General features: G+C 69.9%; 27 protein-coding genes. 10 read left to right on the top strand and 17 right to left on the bottom strand.

Annotated features, from left to right (window positions below; translation table 11 throughout):
• Nucleotides 1–147: 147 nt before the first annotated feature.
• The 12 genes from AC1RN0_RS04825 to AC1RN0_RS04770 form a co-directional block, all read right to left on the bottom strand.
• Nucleotides 148–804, bottom strand: a complete 657-nt coding sequence (locus AC1RN0_RS04825) for a protein-L-isoaspartate(D-aspartate) O-methyltransferase (RefSeq protein ID WP_492786292.1) — start codon at nucleotides 802–804, stop codon at nucleotides 148–150.
• Nucleotides 801–1,586: a 5'/3'-nucleotidase SurE gene (gene surE, locus AC1RN0_RS04820; protein WP_492786291.1), complete on the bottom strand. Its 786-nt coding sequence runs from the start codon at nucleotides 1,584–1,586 to the stop codon at nucleotides 801–803. Before surE ends, AC1RN0_RS04825 begins: the two co-directional genes overlap by 4 nt.
• A complete protein-coding gene (locus AC1RN0_RS04815; protein ID WP_492786290.1) occupies nucleotides 1,586–1,831 on the bottom strand; it encodes a hypothetical protein in 246 nt (81 codons plus the stop codon). The genes surE and AC1RN0_RS04815 overlap by 1 nt, the downstream gene beginning before the upstream one ends.
• On the bottom strand, nucleotides 1,831–3,111 hold the full coding sequence (gene serS, locus AC1RN0_RS04810) for a serine--tRNA ligase (protein ID WP_492786289.1): 1,281 nt from the start codon (nucleotides 3,109–3,111) through the stop codon (nucleotides 1,831–1,833). Before serS ends, AC1RN0_RS04815 begins: the two co-directional genes overlap by 1 nt.
• Before the next feature lie 211 nt (nucleotides 3,112–3,322).
• A complete protein-coding gene (gene tatC / locus AC1RN0_RS04805; protein ID WP_492786288.1) occupies nucleotides 3,323–4,222 on the bottom strand; it encodes a twin-arginine translocase subunit TatC in 900 nt (299 codons plus the stop codon).
• Nucleotides 4,219–4,713, bottom strand: coding sequence for a Sec-independent protein translocase protein TatB (tatB, locus tag AC1RN0_RS04800; protein ID WP_492786287.1), 495 nt, complete (start codon nucleotides 4,711–4,713; stop codon nucleotides 4,219–4,221). The genes tatC and tatB overlap by 4 nt, the downstream gene beginning before the upstream one ends.
• A 57-nt stretch (nucleotides 4,714–4,770) precedes the next feature.
• Nucleotides 4,771–4,986 (bottom strand): twin-arginine translocase TatA/TatE family subunit, encoded by a 216-nt coding sequence (tatA, locus tag AC1RN0_RS04795; protein ID WP_492786286.1) that lies wholly within the window; start codon nucleotides 4,984–4,986, stop codon nucleotides 4,771–4,773.
• Between the two features lie 229 nt (nucleotides 4,987–5,215).
• Nucleotides 5,216–5,869, bottom strand: a complete 654-nt coding sequence (gene scpB, locus AC1RN0_RS04790) for an SMC-Scp complex subunit ScpB (protein ID WP_492786420.1) — start codon at nucleotides 5,867–5,869, stop codon at nucleotides 5,216–5,218.
• Between the two features lie 8 nt (nucleotides 5,870–5,877).
• Complete coding sequence (locus AC1RN0_RS04785; RefSeq protein ID WP_492786285.1) at nucleotides 5,878–6,696, bottom strand: segregation and condensation protein A; 819 nt, start codon at nucleotides 6,694–6,696, stop codon at nucleotides 5,878–5,880.
• Nucleotides 6,693–7,718 carry a beta-N-acetylhexosaminidase gene (nagZ, locus tag AC1RN0_RS04780; RefSeq protein WP_492786284.1) on the bottom strand — a complete coding sequence of 342 codons (1,026 nt, stop codon included), beginning with the start codon at nucleotides 7,716–7,718 and terminating at the stop codon, nucleotides 6,693–6,695. Before nagZ ends, AC1RN0_RS04785 begins: the two co-directional genes overlap by 4 nt.
• The gene (gene ftsN / locus AC1RN0_RS04775; RefSeq protein WP_492786283.1) at nucleotides 7,715–8,494 is read right to left on the bottom strand and encodes a cell division protein FtsN; all 780 of its coding nucleotides are present in this window, start codon (nucleotides 8,492–8,494) and stop codon (nucleotides 7,715–7,717) included. The genes nagZ and ftsN overlap by 4 nt, the downstream gene beginning before the upstream one ends.
• Nucleotides 8,495–8,647: 153 nt before the next feature.
• A complete protein-coding gene (locus tag AC1RN0_RS04770) occupies nucleotides 8,648–9,832 on the bottom strand; it encodes a deoxyguanosinetriphosphate triphosphohydrolase (protein WP_492786282.1) in 1,185 nt (394 codons plus the stop codon).
• 79 nt (nucleotides 9,833–9,911) lie between these two features.
• Here AC1RN0_RS04770 and AC1RN0_RS04765 point away from each other — a divergent pair, with 79 nt between their 5' ends.
• From AC1RN0_RS04765 to AC1RN0_RS04750, 4 genes are all read left to right on the top strand, one after another.
• On the top strand, nucleotides 9,912–10,244 hold the full coding sequence (locus AC1RN0_RS04765; RefSeq protein WP_492786281.1) for a HesB/IscA family protein: 333 nt from the start codon (nucleotides 9,912–9,914) through the stop codon (nucleotides 10,242–10,244).
• Between the two features lie 75 nt (nucleotides 10,245–10,319).
• Nucleotides 10,320–10,622, top strand: coding sequence for a metalloregulator ArsR/SmtB family transcription factor (locus AC1RN0_RS04760; protein WP_492786280.1), 303 nt, complete (start codon nucleotides 10,320–10,322; stop codon nucleotides 10,620–10,622).
• Entirely contained in the window at nucleotides 10,619–11,290 is a 672-nt protein-coding gene (locus AC1RN0_RS04755; RefSeq protein ID WP_492786279.1) for an SdpI family protein, read from the top strand. The genes AC1RN0_RS04760 and AC1RN0_RS04755 overlap by 4 nt, the downstream gene beginning before the upstream one ends.
• Nucleotides 11,291–11,298: 8 nt before the next feature.
• Entirely contained in the window at nucleotides 11,299–12,279 is a 981-nt protein-coding gene (locus AC1RN0_RS04750) for an alpha/beta hydrolase (RefSeq protein WP_492786278.1), read from the top strand.
• Here the strand turns inward: AC1RN0_RS04750 and AC1RN0_RS04745 are convergent.
• Entirely contained in the window at nucleotides 12,261–12,599 is a 339-nt protein-coding gene (locus AC1RN0_RS04745) for a hypothetical protein (RefSeq protein ID WP_492786277.1), read from the bottom strand. The genes AC1RN0_RS04750 and AC1RN0_RS04745 overlap by 19 nt on opposite strands.
• A 36-nt stretch (nucleotides 12,600–12,635) precedes the next feature.
• On the opposite strand from AC1RN0_RS04745, the gene xth reads away from it, so the two are divergent.
• Nucleotides 12,636–13,415, top strand: a complete 780-nt coding sequence (gene xth, locus AC1RN0_RS04740; RefSeq protein WP_492786276.1) for an exodeoxyribonuclease III — start codon at nucleotides 12,636–12,638, stop codon at nucleotides 13,413–13,415.
• Here xth and AC1RN0_RS04735 read toward each other — a convergent pair.
• Nucleotides 13,410–14,471, bottom strand: coding sequence for an FUSC family protein (locus tag AC1RN0_RS04735; protein ID WP_492786275.1), 1,062 nt, complete (start codon nucleotides 14,469–14,471; stop codon nucleotides 13,410–13,412). The two genes, xth and AC1RN0_RS04735, sit on opposite strands and share 6 nt — an antisense overlap.
• Nucleotides 14,472–14,558: 87 nt before the next feature.
• Between AC1RN0_RS04735 and AC1RN0_RS04730 the strand changes: the two genes are divergently transcribed.
• From AC1RN0_RS04730 to AC1RN0_RS04715, 4 genes are all read left to right on the top strand, one after another.
• On the top strand, nucleotides 14,559–14,933 hold the full coding sequence (locus AC1RN0_RS04730) for an EthD domain-containing protein (protein ID WP_492786274.1): 375 nt from the start codon (nucleotides 14,559–14,561) through the stop codon (nucleotides 14,931–14,933).
• 238 nt (nucleotides 14,934–15,171) lie between these two features.
• Entirely contained in the window at nucleotides 15,172–15,861 is a 690-nt protein-coding gene (locus tag AC1RN0_RS04725) for a hypothetical protein (RefSeq protein WP_492786273.1), read from the top strand.
• A gap of 57 nt (nucleotides 15,862–15,918) precedes the next feature.
• Complete coding sequence (locus AC1RN0_RS04720; protein ID WP_492786272.1) at nucleotides 15,919–16,605, top strand: NnrU family protein; 687 nt, start codon at nucleotides 15,919–15,921, stop codon at nucleotides 16,603–16,605.
• Nucleotides 16,606–16,641: 36 nt separating this feature from the next.
• The gene (locus AC1RN0_RS04715) at nucleotides 16,642–17,067 is read left to right on the top strand and encodes a group II truncated hemoglobin (protein ID WP_492786271.1); all 426 of its coding nucleotides are present in this window, start codon (nucleotides 16,642–16,644) and stop codon (nucleotides 17,065–17,067) included.
• Between the two features lie 11 nt (nucleotides 17,068–17,078).
• Here AC1RN0_RS04715 and ilvD read toward each other — a convergent pair whose 3' ends face one another.
• Complete coding sequence (gene ilvD, locus AC1RN0_RS04710) at nucleotides 17,079–18,929, bottom strand: dihydroxy-acid dehydratase (RefSeq protein ID WP_492786270.1); 1,851 nt, start codon at nucleotides 18,927–18,929, stop codon at nucleotides 17,079–17,081.
• Nucleotides 18,930–19,028: 99 nt separating this feature from the next.
• Between ilvD and AC1RN0_RS04705 the strand changes: the two genes are divergently transcribed.
• Nucleotides 19,029–19,925 (top strand): LysR family transcriptional regulator, encoded by an 897-nt coding sequence (locus AC1RN0_RS04705; protein ID WP_492786269.1) that lies wholly within the window; start codon nucleotides 19,029–19,031, stop codon nucleotides 19,923–19,925.
• Here the strand turns inward: AC1RN0_RS04705 and AC1RN0_RS04700 are convergent.
• Nucleotides 19,922–21,043 (bottom strand): serine hydrolase domain-containing protein, encoded by a 1,122-nt coding sequence (locus tag AC1RN0_RS04700; protein ID WP_492786268.1) that lies wholly within the window; start codon nucleotides 21,041–21,043, stop codon nucleotides 19,922–19,924. The genes AC1RN0_RS04705 and AC1RN0_RS04700 overlap by 4 nt on opposite strands.
• Nucleotides 21,040–21,522, bottom strand: a complete 483-nt coding sequence (locus AC1RN0_RS04695) for a glutathione peroxidase (RefSeq protein WP_492786267.1) — start codon at nucleotides 21,520–21,522, stop codon at nucleotides 21,040–21,042. Before AC1RN0_RS04695 ends, AC1RN0_RS04700 begins: the two co-directional genes overlap by 4 nt.
• Between the last annotated feature and the right edge of the window lie 120 nt (nucleotides 21,523–21,642).

Below are 21,642 nucleotides of genomic sequence, written 5' to 3'. Positions count from 1 at the left end.
CCGACTTCGGCAGGAGTCGGATAGCGCCAGAAAAAGTCGGAAACCGTAGCAGGACAAAGAGGTTGGTCGCCGCGCGATTAAGTAAGCGTGTAAGCCTGCGTTAACCGCGCGCTCGAAGCCAGTTACGAAAATGTCAGATGGCGAGACTCAGAGTTCTCTTGCCACGCCATCGAGAAGGGGCACGAAGCGCACGTCGCCGAGCAGTTCGACCTTGAATCCCCCCTGCCCGTCGCCCGCGTAACGGCGCAGGCTCTGGACAGGCCCCTTGCCGATCGGCGCGACGAGCACGCCGTTGGGCTTGAGCTGGGCCAGCAGGGTCTTCGGCTCTTCCGGCGCCGCCGCCGTGACCATGATGCGGTCAAACGGCGCCTGTTCCGACCAGCCTTCGCCGCCGTCGCCGAAGCGCGTGATCACGTTGACGAGACCGAGCGTCTTGAACCGCGCCTCGGCCTCCTTCATCAGCGTGCGATAGCGCTCGACCGTGTAGACCAGCCGCGCCAGCTTCGAGAGGATCGTGGTCTGGTAGCCCGAGCCGGTGCCGATCTCGAGCACGCGGTCGCGCGGACCGATGGTCAGGGCCTGGGTCATCAGCCCGACGATGAACGGCTGGCTGATGGTCTGGCCGCAGGCGATCGGCAGGGCCGAGTCCTCGAAGGCCCGCTCCTTGAACAGGTCCGGCGTGAAGATCTCGCGCGGCGTCCGCTCGATGGCGTCGAGCACGCGCGGATCCGTCACGCCCTGGGACCGGAGGGCGAGGATCAGGCGCGCCATGCGCGTTTGCGAGGTTTCGGGCTCTTCGGTCATCCGGCCTTCGGCGGCGCGCCTCCGATGAGGCCCTTGAGGGTGTTCACCGTTTCCCGGTGCGTCAGGTCGATATGCAGCGGGGTGATCGAGATCTTCCCCTCATAGACCGCCTTGAGGTCCGTTCCGTCAGCCGGTTTCGACAGCTGCCCGGAAAAGCCCATCCAGTAGTAGTCGCGGCCGCGCAGGTCGGTGCGCTTGTCGAAGGTGCGGATGTGGGTGTCGCGGAAGCCCTGGCGGGTGACCTCAACTTCGGTCACTTCGCCCGGCGGGCGCGAGGGGAAGTTGACGTTCATCACCACGTCGTTCGGCCAGCCCACCTCCAGCAGGCGGCGAACGATGCCCGGACCGTAGTGTTCGGCCGTATCCCAGTAGGGCACGACCTCGTCGTGGAACGCCAGCATGGCCTGCGACAGGGCGATCGACGGGATGCCCAGCGCCATGCCTTCGATGGCCCCGGCGACGGTGCCCGACAGGGTTACGTCCTCGGCGATGTTCTGGCCGCGGTTGACTCCGCTGAGCACCAGATCGGGCGCGACGCCGTCGATCAGCTCGCGAACCCCCAGCATGACGCAGTCGGTCGGGGTGCCGGCGACGGCCCAACGACGGTCGCCCTCCTTGCGTACGCGGATCGGGTCAGCCAGCGTCAGCGCCCGGCTGGCGCCCGACTGTTCGTACTCGGGCGCGACGATCCAGACGTCGTCGGTCAGCGCCCGGGCGATCTTCTCGAGCGACTTGAGGCCTTCGGCGTGAATGCCGTCATCGTTGGTCAGGAGGATGCGCATCAGCCGACAACTTCGCCCTTCTGGTTGACGCGGATCGGATGGCCGCCGGGCCGCCCGGCCTCGGGCAGCGTCTCGCCGGTCGGGATCACGTCGCGCGGATGCAGGCACCAGACACGTTCGAGATCGTCAATGAACACGCCGATCTGGTCGGCCTCGACGGCGGAACAGATGTGGCCGCGCAGGCCGCGGATCTCCGCGTCCTCGACGCCCTGCCCGACCGTCACGATGTCCCAGGTGCGGAGCATCAGGCCCCCGGCTCCAGATGAGTCAGGCCGCCCATGTAGGGTCGCAGCACGTCGGGAATGCAGACCCTGCCGCCCTCGTCCTGGTAGTTCTCGAGCACGGCAACCAGGGTGCGGCCGACGGCCAGGCCCGAGCCGTTCAGGGTGTGGACGAAGCGGGTGCCCTTCTCGCCGCGCTTCTGGCAACGGGCGTCCATGCGCCGGGCCTGGAAGTCGCCGCAGTTGGAGATCGAGCTGATCTCCCGGAAGGTGTTCTGCGACGGCAGCCAGACCTCAAGGTCGAACGTCCGCTTCGCCGTGAAACCCATATCGCCGGTGCACAGCAGCATGGTGCGGTAGGCCAGGCCCAGCTTCTCCAGCACCATCTGGGCGCTGGCCACCATGTGGTCATGCTCGGCGGCCGACTGGTCAGGCGTGGTGATGGCGACCAGCTCGACCTTCTGGAACTGGTGCTGGCGGATCATGCCGCGGGTGTCCCGCCCGGCCGAGCCGGCTTCCGAGCGGAAACACTGGGTCAGGGCGGTGATGCGCAGCGGCAGCTCTTCCTCGTCGGTGATCTGCTCGCGCACGATGTTGGTCAGCGACACCTCGGCGGTGGGGATCAGGTAGTGCTCGCCGGTGGTCTTGAAGAGGTCTTCCTCGAACTTGGGCAGCTGGCCGGTGCCGAACAGGGCGTCGGCCTTGACCAGCACGGGCGGGCTGATCTCGGTGTAGCCGTTGGTTCCGGTCTGCAGGTCGAGCATGAACTGACCGATGGCCCGCTCCAGCCGGGCGACGCCTTTCTTGAGCACCACGAAGCGCGAGCCGCTCATCCGGGCGGCGGCCTCGAAGTCCATGCCGCCGAGACCCGCGCCGAGGTCGACGTGGTCGCGCGCGTTGTTCATCCGGCGCGGGTCGCCGTGGCGCGACTGCTCGGCGTTGCCGGCCTCGTCCTCGCCGACCGGCACGTCGAGGTCGGGAATGTTGGGCAGGGCCGCCAGCAGGTCGCGCAGGTCCTTGCCGACGTTCGCCTCGGTCTCGGCGGCGACGGCCATCTCGCCCTTCAGGGCCTCGACCTCGGCCATCAGGGCGGCGGCCTTCGCCTCGTCCTTCTGCGCCTTGGCCTGGCCGATCAGCTTGCTGGCTTCGTTGCGCCGCGACTGGGCGGTCTGCACCGTGGTCTGGGCGGCGCGCAGCTTGCGGTCCAGCTCCAGCAGCGTCGGCGTCTGCGGCGACAGGCCACGGGACGTCCAGCCGGCGTCATAGGCCGTCGGATTGTCGCGGATGGCTTTGATGTCGTGCATGGGAACAACGCCGGCTGGGGTGAGGCGCTTTCTCTAACGGGCGTCGGGGGCGTTGCAAAGCGGCCGTGCGTGGTTCGGGACGCTCGGCTGATGCCTCGCCCCTCACCATGACGATCACCTTTGCAGTCAGACCCTACACGTCATCCTGAGGAGCGATCCCTCAGGATCGCGTCTCGAAGGACGCACGGTGGTGAAGTCCGGCTCCGCCGCCCTAAACCGGCACGATGTCCCGACCGGCCGCCTCTTCGTCCCGCTTGCGGCGGCGCTCGATGAGCCAGACCAGCCAGATCGAGATTTCGTAGAGGCCGCAGATCGGGATCGCCAGCATCAGCTGGCTGATCGGATCGGGCGGGGTGAAGATGGCGGCGACGACGAAGACGATGACCACGGCGTAGCGGCGGCCCTCGCGCAGCATCTTGCTGCTGACCAGCCCGGCCAGGCCCGCCAGCGACAGGATCACCGGCAGCTGGAAGCAGAGCCCGAAGCCGAGCAGCAGCGTCGTCACCAGGCTGAGATAGTCCGAAACCTTGGGCTTCAGCGCCACCTCGACGGCGGCGGTGGTGACTTCCTGGTTCAGCGAGAACCACATCACGAACGGCAGCATGAAGTAGTAGACCATCGCCCCGCCCATCAGGAACAGGATCGGCGAGGCCGACAGGAACGGCAGGAAGGCCATCCGCTCCTTCTTGTAGAGGCCCGGCGCGACGAAGGCGTAGAGCTGCCAGGCGAGGATCGGGAAGGTCAGCACCAGAGCGCCGAAGCCGGCCATCTTCATCTTGGTGAAGAAGAACTCCAGCGGCGCGGTGAAGATCAGCTCGAGCTTGTGGGCCTGGGCGACCGGCACATGCTTGAGGCCGATCATCACCTCGATCAGGTCGAACGGGCCGTGCTTCATGCCCGAGCGCTGCGCCTGGATCAGGGCGCTGGCCTTGACGAAGGGCTGGAGCAGGAAGGTGTAGATCTGGTTGGCGAAGGCGAAGCAGAGGCCGAAGCCGACGATCAGGGCGCCGACGCAGACGATCAGCCGCCGACGCAGTTCGACCAGATGATCGAGCAGCGGCGCGCGGGAGGCCTCGATCTCGGCCTCATCGGGACTCAGGTCGTCGCTCACGAGATCGTCCCGGCGGATTTGCGCGGCGCGCGCGGCTTGCGGGCCGGCGTCGCGTCTTCAACGCTCGCGGCGACCTTGGGCGCTGCGCGTTTGCGCTTCGGCTTTTCCGGCGCCGCGATGGTCTGAAGCGCCTCGTTCGCCGGCGGCTGCCACGCAACGGGCGGGAACTGGACCCCGCCGCCCTGCATGCTGGCGTCAATGTCGGCGAACACCTTTTCGACCCCGACGTCGCGGGCGGCGTCGGCGGCGCTCTGCATCGGGTTCATGAGCCCGCCGGAGCGCAGGGCCTCGACCTCGCGACGCAGTTCGTCGAGTTCCGACTGGCGGGCCATCTCGTCGAAGCTGGCGCGGAACTCGTTGGCCATGCCGCGCAGTTTGGCGACGAACTGGCCGAGCTTGCGCAGCATGACCGGCAGGTCCTTGGGACCCACGACGATCAAGGCGACGATGGCGATGACGAAGAGTTCGGACGAACCGATTCCGGGCAGCATGGAGGCGGCCTTATGTTCGCGCGTGCGGCGCGATCAGGGACGAAGCCACAGGATCGTCTAGCTGACGATCTTGTCCTTCTCGGGTTCGGTGCGGGGCAGCGGCGTGGCCGGGGTCTCGTCGACCTTCGACTCCTCGCCCTTCAGGCCGTCCTGGAAGGCGCGGATGCCCTTGGCCGCGTCGCCCATCAGGCCCGACAGCTTGCCACGTCCGCCAAACACAACGGCCACGACCGCGATGACGATCAGCCAGTGCCAGATACTCAGACCACCCATGGCGGCGATGCTCCTTCAGGCGGACGGCGACCGGCGCGCCCGCAGTGTTCTATTGTTGGGCCCAATATAGGCGGTTGCGCGGCCTGTCGCCAAATTAAAGGACGGATATCATCGTGCGTGGTTCGAGACGCTCGCCCGAGGGCTCGCTCCTCACCATGACGAGCACCGGCTGTCGTCATCCTGAGGAGGCCCGCAGGGCCGTCTCGAAGGACGCTCGAACGCCCTACCCCTACTCCTCGCCGCCGACGTAGTCCTGGACGAACTCGGGCGAGTCGCCCTCCCCCTCGCCGAAATCGAGGGCGTCCTCCTCGTCGCCGAGACGCGAGGGATCCGGAACCTCGAAACCCGGCGGCAGATCGAGGCCCAGCAGGCCGGCGGCCTTCATGTCGGCCATGCCCGGCAGGTCGGCCAGGCTGGCCAGGCCGTAGTGCTCGAGGAAGGCGTCGGTCGTGCCGTAGGTCACCGGACGGCCCGGCGTGCGGCGGCGGCCGCGCATGCGGACCAGCCCCAGTTCCAGCAGGATGTCGAGCGTGCCGCTGCTGGCCTGGACGCCGCGCACGGCCTCGATTTCGGCCCGGGTCACCGGCTGGTGATAGGCGATGATCGCCAGCGTCTCCTGGGCGGCCTTCGACAGGCGACGGGGCGTGTCCCGCTCCTCGGTCATCAGGAAGGCCAGGTCCGCGGCGGTCTGGAACCGCCAGCGGCCGCCGACCGCCGCCAGCTCCACGCCGCGGGGCTCGTAGCGCACACGCAGCGCCTCCAGCCCGGCGGCGACATCGGCGCCTTCGGGCAGGCGGCGGGCCAGATCCTCGAGACTCAGCGGCTCGGCCGCGGCGAACAGCAGCGCCTCGATGCAGCGTTCGAGAAAGATCTGGTCAAACAGGGTGTCACTCACGCCACCGCCTCCGGACGATCCTTGCGTTTGCGCAGATAGAGATCGGCGAAGGCTTCGAGCTGGCGGGCCTCGAGTTCGCCCTCCTTGACCAGCTCCAGGCTCGCCGACAGCGTCGAGGCCAGATAGGAGGCGCGGCTGGGGCCCAGGTCGTCGACGGCCATCGGCGCCACCCCGGCCAGCGACGTCCAGGCGGTCAGCTCCGGCAGCATGCCGCGCAGGCGGTGGCGGGCGTCGTCCAGCGCATAGGCCGTCGGCACGGCCGGGCGATAGCTGCGGTCATGCTCACGCTTCCGCTGGCCGATATAGGCGCTCATCAGCTGGTAGAGGTCGCCCTCGATGCGGCCGGAGGACTGGATCACCACGGCCTCGGGATCGCCCCGCACGAACACATCGCGGCGCAGCTGCGGCCGGGCGTTCAGCGCGTCCACCGCCTTGCGCATGGCGTCGAGCTTCGCCAGCCGGAAGGCCAGCTGGGCGGCGATTTCTTCGGGCGGGGCCTCGTCGGCCTTCGGCCGCTCGTTGCGCGGCAGCAGCAGGCGGGACTTGAGGTAGGCCAGCCAGGCGGCCATCACCAGATAGTCGGCCGCCAGCGAGAACCGCAGCTTCCGCGCCTGTTTGACGAAGGCGAGGTACTGGTCGGCCAGCTTGGTCACCGACAGCTGCAACAGGTCGACCTTCTGGCTGCGGGCCAGAGCGAGCAGCACGTGCAGCGGGCCTTCGTAGCCGTCGACGTCGACGATCAGGGCGTCGCCGTCCTCGGCCGCGTTGGCCGCGGCGTCGAAGTTGAGGTTCGGCTGGAAGGTGATGTCGCTCATGCCGCGAGCCGTCCGCCGAAGGCGGCCTCGAAGCGGGCGACGGCGTCGGCGACGTCCAGTGGCTCGGGCGACCTGGCCAGCCGCGCCAGGGCCGCGTCGGCGCGACGCTTCGCCTTGCCGGCCAGCACCTTCGTTCCGGCGATGACCGCCGTCATCTCGTCCATCCGGCCGTTGCAGTGCAGGATCATGTCGCAACCGGCGGCCAGCGCCGAGCGGGCGCGGAATTCGAAATCGCCCCGCAGCGCCTTCATCGACAGGTCGTCGGTCATCAGCAGGCCGTCAAAGCCGATCGAACCCCGGATCACGTCACGGATCACCGTGCGCGAGGTGGTCGCCGGCCCCCTGGGGTCGACGGCCGTGTAGACGACGTGCGCACTCATCGCCATCGGCATGTCGGACAGGATGCGGAACGGCTCGAAGTCGACGGCTTCGAGGTCGGCGCGGGAGGCCTCGACCACCGGCAGGTTCTCGTGGCTGTCGGCCATCGAGCGGCCGTGGCCGGGCATGTGCTTGATCACCGGCAGGACGCCGCCGGCGATCAGGCCCTCGGCGGCGGCGCGGCCGAGCGTGGCGACCGCCTCGACTGTCTCGCCATAGGCGCGGTCGCCGATGATGTCGTGGGCGCCGGGGACCGGCACATCGAGCACCGGCACGCAGTCGACGGTGATGCCCAGCGCGCGCAGGTCATGCGCCATCAGCCGGGCGCCCAGGCGGGTGATCTCGCGGCGAACCAGCGGATCGTTGGTCGCCAGGGTCCCGTAGGCCCGGCCCGGCGGGTACTTGCGCCAGTGCGGCGGGCCCAGCCTCTGCACCCGGCCGCCTTCCTGGTCGATGAGGATCGGCGCGGTCTCGTCGTCGACCGCCTCGCGCAGGGCCGCGGTCAGGGCGCGGACCTGGTCCGGCGTTTCGACGTTGCGTTTGAACAGCACGAAGCCCCAGGGCCGCACATCCCGGAAGAAGGCCTTCTCCTCGTCGGTCAGGACCGGTCCGAGGCAGCCGAGGATGGCGGCGTGGCGCGTCACTTCACAAAGCAGCTCTTGCCGGCGCCCTTGAGGCGTTCGCAGAAGGTCTGGGCCTCGGCGCGGCTGGAAAAGCCGGTCACCGAGGTGCGGAACAGGGTCTTGCCGTCCTTGTCGATGGCCTCGACCTGCTTGCCCTTGCCGGCGGCGAGGCCGGGGGCGACCGAGGCGGCGTCGCTCCAGCCGCGATCGGCCAGGGCCGCCGAGGAGAAGGCGCCGATCTGGACCATGGCCGAGCCACCCGCCGATTTCGGCGTCGTGGCGACGACCGTCGGCCTGGGCGTCGCGGGCTTGGGCGTGGCGACCACGACCTGGGTCGGCTGCGCCGGCGGCGCGACGACGGGATGGGCGGGCGCGGCGGTTACCGGCAGAGCCGGACGCAGGGCCGCGCTCTGCACCGGCGCGGTCGGCTGGGCCTGCGGCGCGGGACGCGGCTGGACCGGCTCGGGACCCGGCGCGAAGGTCGGGGCCGCCTCGCCGGCGGCGTCCTCCTTGTAGATCTGCAGGCCGGCGCTCTCGTCCTCCGGCTGGGCCTGGGCGGGCGGCGGTGCGCGGGTCTCGGCCACCACGGCGCCGACCGGACGCGGCTCGTCGTTGGCGCCGCGCTGGCCGTCCTTGTAGAGCCAGAATCCGGCCCCCGCGACCAGAAGCACCAGAATGATCGCGCTGATCATCAGGGTCGAGGAATTGCCGCCGGCGCCGCGAACGGGGCGGCGGGCGTCGAAGGTCAGCGGAGAGTCGGTCGGGGGCGTATAGGCGCCGCGATCGGGATCGGACATCAAACAGGGCTCCAGGGAGCGGCGGACCGGACATCGCGGCGAATCGCGCGCCGACGTCGTCCAGTCTACCGAAGCGCGGCGCGGGGCCGCCAGCGCCGCAAGATCGCTACCAGACAGTTAATTTCGCGTTGCCAAACGGTTAATGACGCAGCGTCAGTTCCAGGTGTCCATCTGGAACAGGCGGCGGTGTTCCTCGATGGCGAAGCGGTCGGTCATGCCGGCGATGTAGTCGCAGACGACCCGCGCCCGGGCGGCGTCATCGCAGTTCTGCGACAGGGCGAACCACTCCTCCGGCAGCACCTCCGGCTCGGCCTGGAACAGCGAGAACATGTCGGCCAGAATCCGCTTGGCCTGGCTGCGGGTGCGGTTGACCTTCCAGTGGCGGTACATCCGCTCCATCAGGAAGGCGCGCAGCCGCGAGAGATCCTCGAGCATGTCCGGCGAGAAGGCCACCAGGGCATGGTCGAGCCCGCGGACGTCGTCCGGCGAGGCGACGCCGGTGGCCTGGGCGCGACGAAGGGTCTCGGCCATCACGTCGTCGATCATCGCCCCGATCATCCGCCGCACGGCTTCCAGCCGCGTCAGGCGCTCGTCGAGGCCCGGACGGTCGGCGCGCACCCCATGCAGGATCGGCCCGATCAGCGGAACGTCGAGCAACTCCTCAAGCCGGAACAGCCCGGCCTGCAGGCCGTCGTCGACGTCGTGGTTGTTGTAGGCGATGTCGTCGGCGATGGCCGCGACCTGGGCTTCGGCCGAGGCCCAGCTGTCGAGCCGCAGGGGCCATTCCCGGTCGCAGTCGCGCACCATGCTCCACGACGGCCGGTCGAGCTTTCCGGTCACCGGACCGTTGTGCTTGATGATGCCCTCGAGCGTCTCCCAGGTCAGGTTCAGCCCCTCGAAGTCGGGGTAGCGATGCTCCAGCTTGGCCACGACCCGGAAGGTCTGGACGTTGTGATCGAAGCCGCCCCACGGCTTCATGCTGTCGTCGAGCTGGTCCTCGCCGGCGTGGCCGAACGGCGGATGGCCAAGGTCATGCGCCAGGGCGACCGTCTCGGCCAGGTCGTTGTCGAGACCGAGCGCCGTGGAGATCGACCGGGCGATCTGGGCCACCTCCAGCGAATGGGTCAGCCGGGTGCGGTAGTGGTCGCCTTCATGGGCGACGAACACCTGGGTCTTTTCCTTCAGCCGCCGGAAGGCCGTCGAATGGATGATCCGGTCGCGGTCGCGGGCGAACGGCGTGCGGGTGCGGCTTTCCGCCTCCGGATGCCGCCGCCCCCGCGACAGGGCGGGGTTTTCGGCATAGGGCGCGCGCGGCGGCGGCTGGAACGATTGCGACATCAGCGGTCCGGAAAGTCGATCGCCCCTTTCCCCGGGGCTCTGGGTTGCACATATAGGACAGGAGAGAGTTTTCCACAGCATGACCAACACCGCCGTCACCCTGTCCGAACAAGCCGCCCGCCGGCTGCACGCCATCAGCGAGACCGAAGGCCGGCCGCTGATGCTGCGCGTCGCGGTTGACGGGGGCGGCTGCTCCGGCTTCCAGTACCGCTTTGACCTCGTCCCCGAGGGCGAACCGGACGATCTGCGGATCGAGTGCGACGGCGCCGCGGCCCTGGTGGATCCTGTCTCCCTCGCCCTGCTCAAGGGCTCGGTGATCGACTTCGTCGACGAACTGGCCAGCGCCGAGTTCCGCGTGCGCAATCCCAACGCCAGGTCCAGCTGCGGCTGCGGCGTCAGCTTCTCGATCTGATCCTCCCGCCAACGACTTAGGACATCGCCTGATCGAGGCTTGAATTTAGGATAAGCCCTAATTAGGGTTTGTCCTATGAACTCGCTCTTCAAGGCCCTGTCCCATCCGGTCCGCCGCCGCATCATCGAGATGTTGCGGGTCGGCCCGCTGGCCTCCGGCGACATCGCCGCGCGGTTCGACATGGCCTGGCCGACGGTGACCGGACATCTGAACACCCTGAAGGACGCCGGCCTGGTCGACGCCGAACGGGACGGCGCCTCGATCCGCTACCGCCTGAACATTTCCGCCGTCGAGGAGGCGCTGGCCTTCCTGATGGACCTCGCCCGCGCCGGTGAGCCCGCGCCGGACGCCCTCACGTCCCTGGAGACTCCCTCATGAGCAGGCTCGTCCCCCGCCCCGCCGTCCTGCTGGCCGCGGCCGGCCAGGCCGCGATCGGCGTCTATATCGCCCGCTTCGGTCCGACCGGCCCGATCCCCGCCCACTTCGGCCTGGACGGTCAGGTCGACCGCTGGGGCGACCGGACCGAGACCGCCCTCGTCGTCGGCGGGATGGCGCTCCTGACCCTTCTGGCCGGCGCGGCGATCGGCTGGAGCGCCCGGCGCCCCGAGGCCGATGCCGCGCGTCAGCGGGGACTGGGCGTCGCCCAGGGGGTGCTCATCGCCGCCACCAGCGGCGTCACGGCCCTCCAGCTGGCGATCGCCACCCTCGGCGTCGACGGCGTGATCGATCCCGCCCGGCTGTCGCTGCTGGGACTGTGCGTCGTCTTCACCCTCATCGGGGCGACGGTCGGCAAGGTCGCCCCCAACGCCCTGGTCGGCGTGCGCACGCCCTGGAGCCTGAACAGCCGCCTCGCCTGGGAGAAATCCAACCGTCTCGCCGGGCGCCTGTTCTTCTGGGGCGGACTGGTCGGGCTGTTTCTCGCCCCGTTCGCGCCCGAACCCCTGGGCCATCAGGCCGCCATCGGCGCGGTCCTGCTCGCCGCGCTCGCCTGTGTATTCGAAAGCTGGCGCGTGTGGCGCGCCGACCCCGAACGTCGCACCGTCTAGGAGCCGACATGACCTTCCGTTCCCTGATCCTGGCCGCCGCCCTTGCGGCCCTGGCCCCGGCCGCCGCCTTCGCCGCCGCGCCGGTCGAGACCTTCGTCGAGATTCCCGGCGGCCCGGGCCCGCTCAAGGGCACGATGCTGGCGCCGGCCGACGGGCCCCGCGGCCCGGCGGTGCTGATCCTCGCAGGCTCGGGGCCCACCGATCGCGACGGAATCAATCCGCTCGGCGTGAAGGCTCCGACCTACCGCCAGATCGCCGAGGGGCTCGCGGCCCAGGGCGTGACCAGCCTGCGCGTCGACAAGCGCGGCATGTTCGCCAGCGGCCTGGCGGCGGCCGATCCCAACGCCGTCACCGTGGTCGATCTGGCCGCGGACGCCCACAGCTGGGCCGTGAAGCTCAAGGCCGACACCGGCGCGCCCTGCGTCTGGCTGCTCGGCCACAGCGAGGGCTCGCTGGTGGCCCTCATCGCGGCGCAGAACCCCCGGGACATCTGCGGCCTGATCCTCGTCGCCGCGCCGGGCCGCCGCCTGAGCGACGTGCTGCGCGAGCAGCTCAAGGCCAATCCGGCCAACGCCCCCCTTCTGCCCCAGGCCCTGCCGGCGATCGACGCGCTGGAGGCCGGCAAGACCGTCGACACGACCGGCATGCACCCGGCCCTGCTCGGGCTGTTCCGGCCCAACATCCAGCATTTCCTCATGGTCATGTTCCAGCAGGATCCCGCCAAGCTGGCGGCGGCCTACAAGGGGCCGGTCCTGATCCTGCAGGGCGACGCGGACATCCAGGTCCAGGTGGCCGACGCCAATCTGCTCAAAGCCGCGCAACCCGCCGCGACCCTGGTCATCCTGCCCGGCGTCAACCACACGCTGCGGCCGGGAACCCGCGACCGCGCCGAAACCCAGGCCAACTACGCCGACCCGTCCCTGTCCATCGCGCCAGGGGTGGTCGACGCCATCGCGGCGTTCGTGAAAAGTCAGCCCGGCACGAACTGAAGCACGGTCACCAGCGCCAGCGCCCAGACCAGCGGCGCGCTCATCAGGCCCCAGGCGGCGGTCTCGCGGTGACGGCGGAACATGATCCAGGCCACGAACGGCGCGACGATGCAGACGATCCAGAAGCTGATCATCAGCGCGAAGCCGATCCAGGCCAGCGGGTTGAACAGGTTGCCCCGGGCGTCAAAGATCAGCGGCGAGAACAGCACCCCGATCGCGCCCAGCGGCATCAGGCCGGCGCAGCCCAGCGTCGCCACGACGAGCAGAATCTGCCGCGTCCTGCGATCAATCGTGATGTTGGTCTTGAGCGCCTTGGCCATGGGCCCTAGCCTCGCCCGCCGCAGCCGGAGCCGTCAATGCGCCTCGCCACCTGGAATGTGAACTCGATAAACGCTCGCCTGGAAACGGTATTGGGCTGGTTCGAGGAAGCCTCGCCTGACGTCGCCGTGCTGCAGGAAATCAAGTGCATCGACGAGAAGTTTCCCGCCGAAGCCTTTGAACGGCTTGGCTATAATATCGCCGTCCATGGCCAGAAGACCTACAACGGGGTGGCCATGTTGTCGAAGACGCCGCTCGAGGACGTGCGACGCGGCCTGCCGGGCGACGACGGCGACGAACAGGCCCGCTACATCGAGGCGGTCGTCTCCGGGCCCGTGCCGGTGCGGGTGGCCGGCATCTACCTGCCCAACGGCAACCCGATCGGAACCGAGAAATTCGCCTACAAGCTGGCGTGGATGGAGCGGCTGCGGCGGCACGCGACCGGGCTGCTGGGCTACGAGGAGCCGATGGTCATCGCCGGCGACTACAACGTCATTCCCCGCCCCGAGGACGCCGACAAGCCCGAGGCCTGGCTGGGCGACGCCCTGTTCCAGCCCGAGAGCCGGGCCGCCTATCGCGCGCTGCAGAACCTCGGCCTGACCGACGCCTTCATGCAGGCCGACGGCGGCGCGGGCGCCTATACCTTCTGGGACTACCAGGCCGGGGCCTGGCCGCGGAACCACGGCATCCGAATCGACCACGCCCTGCTCTCGCCGCAGGCCGCCGACCGGCTGACCGGCGTCGAGATCCACCGCGACGTGCGCGGCCGGGAAAAGCCGTCGGACCACGTGCCGGTGGTGGTCGAACTGGCCCTATAGCGACGGCGCCGGCCGGGCCGGCGCGGGCGTCCCCAGGAGGCGCTCCGTGGCGATCACCAGCAGCGCCCCGGCCAGGGTGGCCAGCATCCGGTCCGCCAGCAGGCCGGTCGTCGGCGGCGCGCCCAGGTCCAGCAACAGGATCACCAGCGGCGTCATGATCGCCGAATAGGCGACGTAGCTTCGTGTCCGCAGCAGCGGCCGGGCGCCGGCCAGCACGGCCACGCCGAGCGTCAGGGCCATGAGCGGCGGCCGCCACACCACCAGCAGGCCCGCCGCGAGGACGCCGACGAACACGCCGAGCGCCCGCTGTGTCGTCATCAGCAGCGCCTCCACGCCCTGCCGCCGCACGAGGATGGCCACCGTCAGGGTGATCCAGCGTCCGTGATGGTGCGGCCAGGCTGCCGCCAGCATCTCGGCCAGCGCCAGGCACAGGGTGATCCGCACCGGATACCGCCAGGCGGGCCAGGTTCGGAGCTGGCGCGCCCAGCGCCGCGCCAACAGCGTCATGCGCGGGCCCGGCGGCTCCTCGATGTCCGGGCGTTGCGGGAACAGCCGCCCGAATACGACGATCAGCAGGGCGGTCCACAGCGCGCCCTGCGACGCCAGAATGAACAGCGCCAGCGGTCGTCCCGCCTCGCCGAGATTGGTCGCGATGACCAGGAACAGGATGAAACGGGTCGCGGCGACGGCCGCCGGGCGACTGAGGCCGCCGAGCACGGCCGCGACGCCCGCCAGGCCAACCAGCGCCACGCGGGTCGCCGGCCCATGCCCCGCGATCAGCAGGCCGAAGCCGAGCGCCAGCACCGCCGCGGCCAGCCCCCACGCCAGATCGGCGCGACGGGCGCGACGCGACGGGCCGAGACCCGAGCCGCTGACCGCCAGCGCCCCGGTCGCCGCCGCCATGCCCGCCTCGACGTGTCCGAGCGCCGCGGCCAGCGCCACGGGGCCGGCCATGCCCAGCGCCGCGGCCAGCGCCTGCGGCCAGTCCAGGCCGTCCTCGCGCGTCCAGCTCAACGCCCGGCGAATGTGGTCAAGGAAGCGGGAACGCAGCGACACCGGCGGCCTGACTTGCGAGGGGATCGGAACACGCCGACAGTCGCACGCACGACCGGAACCGCCAATATCGGGCCAGGGGACGAGACCATGATCAAGCTGACCTTCTGTCTGATCCGCCGGCCGGAGTTCACCCGCGAGACCTTCCAGGACTACTGGTTCAACGTCCACGCCCCGCTGGTCGCCAGCGTCAGGGACGTTCTGCGCATCCGCCGCTACGTGCAGATGCACAGCCTGCCGGTCGAGGTCAGCGCTGGCACCCGCGCCGCCCGGGGCGGGCCGGAAGGTTATGACGGCGTGGCCGAACTCTGGTGGGACAGCTTCGAGGACATGGCGCTGACCGGGTCCGATCCCGCCGCCCGCGAGGCCAGCCGGCTTCTGCTCGAGGACGAGAAGCGCTTCATCGACCTGTCGAAGTCGCCGCTGTGGTGGGGTCAGGAGCGGGAGATCTTCGCCGCGACATGATGTGAGCGTTTGTTCACTTTTTGCTTGCGACAGAGCGCGTCCAGCGGTAGTGAGTGATTGCTCACATCTGGAGACGCCGCCATGCGTTCGTTCACCTACGCCGAGTTCTGCGCCGCCCTGACCGCCCGTGGTCGCCCCGCCCGCCAGGGCCGCATCGCCGTGCGCAAGCCCGCCGCCCGGGCGCCGCGCAAGGGCTGACGTCCTTCGGGACTCCCGCTAGCGTGTCGGCATGACCGACATGGCGCGCCTGTTTCTGCTTCTGGGGATCGCCGGCGCCGCCGTGACTTTCGTCGGCAGTCTGGCGCTTTGGTTCCTCGACGAGCCGCGCCGCATCCGCCGGGCCCTGCGCCGCGTGCTCGGGGCCGATCCCGAGGCCATGGTGCTGGCCCAGGGGCGCGGTCGGGGCGCCGGTTTCGCGTTCCAGACCGGCCTGGCCGCCGTGGCCTGGGACAAGGGCGACTGGTGCCTGATCTACCGCATCGACGAACTGGTCGGCGCCGAACTGGTCGTCGACGGCCAGGTCGCGGCGCGCGTCTATCGCGGCGAGCCGCGGCGGGCGCTGGAACAGCGGGTCTCGTCGGCCGACCAGATCACCCTGCGGCTGATCTTCGACGATCCGGGCAATCCCGACTTCGACCTGGACCTGTGGCTGCGCGGCGACGAGGCCCGGCGCGACGACTGGTCGCCGCAGAAGGCCATCCAGGAAGCCAACAGCTGGCTGGCCCGCTGCGACGCCATCCTGCGGCGGCCAGCGGCGCCGAAGGCCGCCCCGGTGGTGTCCGCACCGCCGCCCCCACCGCCTTCGCCGCCTTCGCCGCCGCCTGTTCCGTCCCCGCCTCCGTACGCCGGCGTCGAGGACGAGGCCGAACCGCCGCCGTGGGACGACGATGACGAGCCCGACAACGACGATCCACCGTGGCTTCTATAATTGACAGTGTAAATCTGTAAGCGCACGGTTCCGCCGGGTTTCCTGGGGAGGAGTCACATGACCGCCTTGATCGCCGCCGCCGTCTTCTTCGTGCTGTTGCACCTGCTGGTGTCCGGCACCGCCCTTCGCGGGGCCATCGTGACGATGATCGGCGAGGCCCCGTTCATGGGCCTGTTCTCGCTGGCTTCCGTCGCGGGTCTGGTCTGGCTCGGCTGGGCCTATGGCCAGGCGCGCGGGACCGGGCCGGTGTTCTGGGATCTGGGACTGCCGGCGAAACACACCGCCGTGGCGCTGGCGCTGCTGGCCATGCTGCTGATCGTTCCGGGCCTCACCACGCCCAACCCGACCAGCGTCAAGCAGGAGGGCGCGATCGAGAAGCCCAACGCCGTCCAGGGCATGCTGCGCATCACCCGCCATCCGTTCCTCTGGGGCGTGGCGATCTGGGCGCTGGCCCATCTGCTGGCCAACGGCGACCTGCCGAGCGTGGTCCTGTTCGGATCGATGCTGGCGCTGGCGCTGTTCGGCACGGCCAGCATCGACGCCAAGCGCAAGCGCGCCCTGGGCGCCCGCTGGGACAGCTTCGCCGGCCAGACCTCGGGCGTGCCGTTCGCGGCCATCCTCGTTGGCAAACAGAAGCTCTCGGTGAGCGAAATCGGCTGGTGGCGGCTGCTGCTGGGCGTCGTCGTCTGGGCGGCCCTGCTGTACGGCCACCCCTTCCTGTTCGGGGTCAATCCGCTCGGCTGAGGCCGGGATTGATCCGGATCATGGACCCGCGAGGCCTTGCTCCGCCACGCCTCGGCCATGGCCCGCACCGACACTGTCGAACTCCCCCTGCCCACGCCCTATGACCAGCTGGGCGGCGCGTCCGCCCTGCGCCGGCTGGTCGACGCCTTCTACGACGCCATGGACACCGATCCGGAGGCCGCCGGCATCCGCCGGATGCACGACGCCGATCTCGGGCCGATCCGCGACAAGCTGTTCGACTGGCTGAGCGGCTGGGCCGGCGGCCCGCAGCTCTACAGCCAGCGGCCGGACCGGGCCTGCATCATGTCGGCGCACGCGCCCTACGCCATTGGCCCGGCCGAACGCGACCAGTGGATGGCCTGCATGCGCACGGCGCTGGACAGCCTGTCGCTCGAACCCGATGTGCGGGAGATGTTCGAATCCGCCTTCGGCCGGCTGGCGAACGGCCTGCGGAACCGCTAGGCGAACAGCCCTCAGCGCTCGACCTGGCTCACATCGCGCACCGCGCCCCTGGCGGCGTTGGTGGTCATGGCCGCGTAGGCGCGCAGGGCCGGGCTGACGGCGCGCACGCGGTCGACCGGCTTCCAGGCGTCCTTGCCCCGCGCTTCCATCGTCTCGCGGCGCGCGGCGATGACCGCGTCCGGAAGGTCCAGGGTGATGCCCCGCTTGGGGATGTCGATCAGGATCGGATCGCCGGTCTCGACCAGCGCGATCAGACCACCCTCGCCCGCTTCGGGCGAGACGTGCCCGATCGAGAGTCCGGAGGTTCCCCCCGAGAAACGCCCGTCGGTGATCAGGGCGCAGGCGGCGCCCAGCCCCTTCGATTTCAGGTAGGTGGTCGGGTAGAGCATCTCCTGCATGCCCGGCCCGCCCTTGGGGCCCTCGTAGCGGATCACGACCACGTCGCCGGCCTGGACCTTGCCGCCGAGGATGCCGCTGACCGCCGCCTCCTGGCTTTCATAGACCTTGGCCTTGCCGTGGAAGGTCAGGATCGACTCATCGACCCCGGCCGTCTTCACGATGCAGCCTTCGGGCGCGAGGTTGCCGAACAGCACGGCCAGCCCGCCGTCCTTCGAGAACGGGTTCTCGACGTTGCGGATCACCCCGGCCTCGCGGTCGATGTCGAGCTCTTCCCAGCGCGCGGCCTGGCTGAAGGCGATCTGGGTCGGCTTGCCGCCGGGCGCTGCGCTGAACAGGTCGCGGGCGACCTGGCTGTTGGTGCGGCCGATGTCCCAGCGGGCGAGCGCTTCGGACATCGTCGCGGCATGGACGGTCGGCTGGGTCGCGTCGATCAGGCCGCCGCGCTCCAGTTCGCCCAGGATGGCCATGACGCCGCCCGCCCGGTGAACGTCCTCCATGTGGACGTCGGCCTTGGCCGGGGCGACCTTGCACAGGCAGGGCACGCGGCGCGACAGTCGGTCGATGTCGGCCATGCCGAAGTCCACTTCGCCCTCGTGGGCGGCGGCCAGCAGGTGCAGCACCGTGTTGGTCGAGCCGCCCATGGCGATGTCCAGGCTCATGGCGTTCTCGAACGCCGCCCGGGTCGCGATGCCGCGCGGCAGGGCCGTGGCGTCGTCCTGCTCGTACCAGCGCTGGCACAGGTCGACGATCAGCCGGCCGGCTTCCCTGAACAGCGCCTCGCGGTCGGCGTGGGTTGCCAGCACCGAGCCGTTGCCGGGCAGCGACAGCCCCAGCGCCTCGGTCAGGCAGTTCATCGAATTGGCCGTGAACATGCCCGAGCAGGAGCCGCAGGTCGGACAGGCGGCCTTCTCGATCTCGGAGACCTCATCGTCGCTGTACGTGTCGTCGGCGGCGACGACCATGGCGTCGACCAGGTCGAGCGCGCGGATCTGGCCCTTCACCGTGACCTTGCCGGCCTCCATGGGACCGCCCGAGACGAACACCACCGGAATGTTCAGCCGCATCGCCGCCATCAGCATGCCGGGCGTGATCTTGTCGCAGTTGGAGATGCAGACCATGGCGTCGGCGCAGTGGGCGTTGACCATGTACTCGACGCTGTCGGCGATCAGTTCGCGGCTGGGCAACGAGTACAGCATCCCGCCGTGGCCCATGGCGATGCCGTCGTCGACGGCGATGGTGTTGAACTCCTTGGCCACGCCGCCGGCCGCCTCGATCTCGCGGGCGACCAGCTGGCCCAGGTCCTTGAGGTGCACATGGCCGGGCACGAACTGGGTGAAGCTGTTGGCGACGGCGATGATCGGCTTGCCGAAGTCCCCGTCCTTCATGCCGGTGGCGCGCCACAGGCCCCGGGCGCCGGCCATGTTGCGGCCATGAGTGGAGGTGCGCGAGCGGAGAGCGGGCATGGCGAGGGTCTCGGTGTGATCAGACCCCGATCCTACCGCGGTTATCATCCGCACCGAAATATATTACTGACGGCCTATTAGGTCGCCTGGACTATCAATATGGACATCCGTCAGATCCGCCACTTCGCCGCCGTGGCCGACACCCTGCACTTCGGCCGCGCCGCCGAACGGCTGGGCATGACCCAGCCCCCGCTCAGCCAATCGATCATGGCGCTCGAGCGGGAGCTGGGCGCGCCGCTGTTCGTGCGGACCAAGCGCAGCGTGCGGCTGACGCCGCTCGGCGAGCAATGGCTGCCGCCTGTGCTTGAGGCGCTGGCCCTGGTCGATGCGCTGCCGGCGACGGCCCGCCGGCTGCGCGACGGCCAGACCGGCTACCTGACCCTGTCGTTCGTCAGCACCGCCGACTACAGCGTCCTGCCCGACCTCGTGCGCCGCTATGCCGAGGCCTTTCCAGATGTGGACATTCGCCTCGTGGAGGCGACCAGCGACGTCCAGATCCCGGCGCTAGTCGCCGGCGAGCGGCACGCCGGGATCATCATTCCGCCGCACGACGAGACGCTGCCCGAGCCCCTCACCTATCGCCGGCTGGTGTCCGAGCCGCTGGTCGCGGCCGCGCCGGCGGCCTGGATCGAGGATGGCCGACTGCCGGTCAAAGACGGGATCCTGGCACCCGCCGCTCTGCTGGACGCGCCGCTGATCCTGTTCCCCCGGTCCGTTGCGCCCGCCTTCCATGACCTGGTGACGGGCTACTTCAGCGCCCGGGGCCGGCCGGCGCGGATCGTCCAGGAGGCGATCCAGATGCAGACCATCATCAGCCTGGTCTCGGCCGGACTGGGCGTGGCGCTGGTCCCGGCCTCGCTGCGCAACCTCGCCCGCGCCGGGGTCCGCTATGTCGAGATCGAGGACCCGCCGATGCTGGAGACCGGCCTGACCTGGCGGCGGGACAATGACACGGCCACGCTGCGGGGCCTGCTGTCGCTGCTGCCGGGCGGCTAGCCGAGGAAGGCGTCGGCGATGTGCTGGGCGGGGACCAGCGGGTCGACGTCGACCTGGCCCAGGTTGGTCAGCATGGCCACGGCCACGCCGTCGTCGGGCAACATCATGACGATCGAGCGGCCGCCGACGATGCTGCCGGCGTGCCAGCCGCGCCGCCGGCCCTTCGGGTCGCGGTCGACGTCCCAGCCGACGCCGAACACGCCGGTCGCGCCGGTGCGCGAGGGATTGGCCGTGAACAGCGCCGACAGCCCCTCGGCGCTCAGATAGCCGGGCGCCGTCAGCGCGCCACAGAACCGCGCCACGTCCGGCGCCGAGCCCACCAGCCCGCCGCCCGGCCACTTGTAGGCGGGGTTGATCGGCGGGCAGCGGACGATCTCGGCCAGGCTCTTGGCCGGATAAACCGGCTGGTAGTCGCCGACCCGGCCCGGCAGCGTCGCGCCGCGCACCTCCGGCGTGATGCTGGCCAGCGCCAGCGGCCCGGTGACCTCCTCGGCGAGAATCCGCGGGAAGGTCTTGCCCGAGGCCGACTCCAGCACCGCGCCGATCAGAACATAGCCGAAGGTGGAGTAGTTCACCGCCTCGCCGGGCGGCGAGACCAACGGGTCGTTGATGAAGATGGCCAGCTTGTCGTCGGTGGTCGCGTAGGTCCGCAGGTCGATCGGCCCGCCCGGGGCGGCGGGGTCGAAATCGCGCGAGATGTAGTGGCGCACGCCGCCCTGGTGGCTGACCAGCTGGCGCAGGGTGGTCTGCTGATGCGGCGCGGGCAGCGACGGGCGGTAGCGGCCGATCGGCGTGTCCAGGTCGACGACGCCCTGCGCCACCAGACGCATGACGGCGGCGGCGGTCAGCACCTTGGAGACGCTGGCGAGGCGGAAGCGGTCATCGCTCGTGGCCGGAACCCGGGTGTCCAGGTCGGCGACGCCGAACGCCTCGGCCCAGACCAGTCCGCCGCCCTGCCAGACCGCGACGGAGGCGGCCGGGAACGGCGCCGCCCCCATGAACGCGCGCACCACCGCCCTCGCCTGCTCCGTCACGGGCGACTGGGCGCGGGCGAGACCCGGCGCGGCGAGCGTCAAGGCGGCGGGAACCGCGAGGAGGGAGCGACGGGTGAGCTTCAAGCCTTCAGCGCGTCCTCGACCGCGGCCTTCAGTTCGGCGTCTTCCGGCACGGTGCGCGGGCCGAACACATTGATCAGGGAGCCGTCCTTGCCGACCAGCAGCTTGTGGAAGTTCCACACCGGCTCGGCGGGTTCGCCGACCTGGGCGACCGCCCACTTGTAGAATGGATGGGCGTCCTCGCCCTTCACATCGACCTTGCTGGTCATCGGGAAGTCGACGCCGAAGGTGGTGCGGCAGAACTCGGCGATCTCCTCGTTGGTCCCGGGCTCCTGGCCCATGAACTGGTTGCTGGGCACGCCCAGCACCACCAGCCCCTGGTCGCGGTAGTCCTTGTAGAGCTGCTCGAGGCCATCGTACTGCGGGGTCAGGCCGCACTTGCTGGCCACATTGACCACCAGCACCACCTTGTCCCGGAAGGTCGTCATCGGCAGGGCCGAGCCGTCGATGGCGGTGAATTCGTAGTCGTAGGCGGTGGTCATGCGAGGGGCTCCGGGGCTCCGGGCAACTATACCCGCGACCCGCGCAATCGCGAAGACCAATGCCTCCCCTCCTCCCCGCTCATCCTCGCGGAAGCGAGGACCCAGGTTTACGGCCGGCGC

The organism is Caulobacter sp. GW821-FHT12F03 (assembly GCF_058806855.1).
The sequence above is the reverse complement of the archived record's forward strand: the minus strand, read 5'-3'. Positions and strand labels throughout refer to the sequence as shown.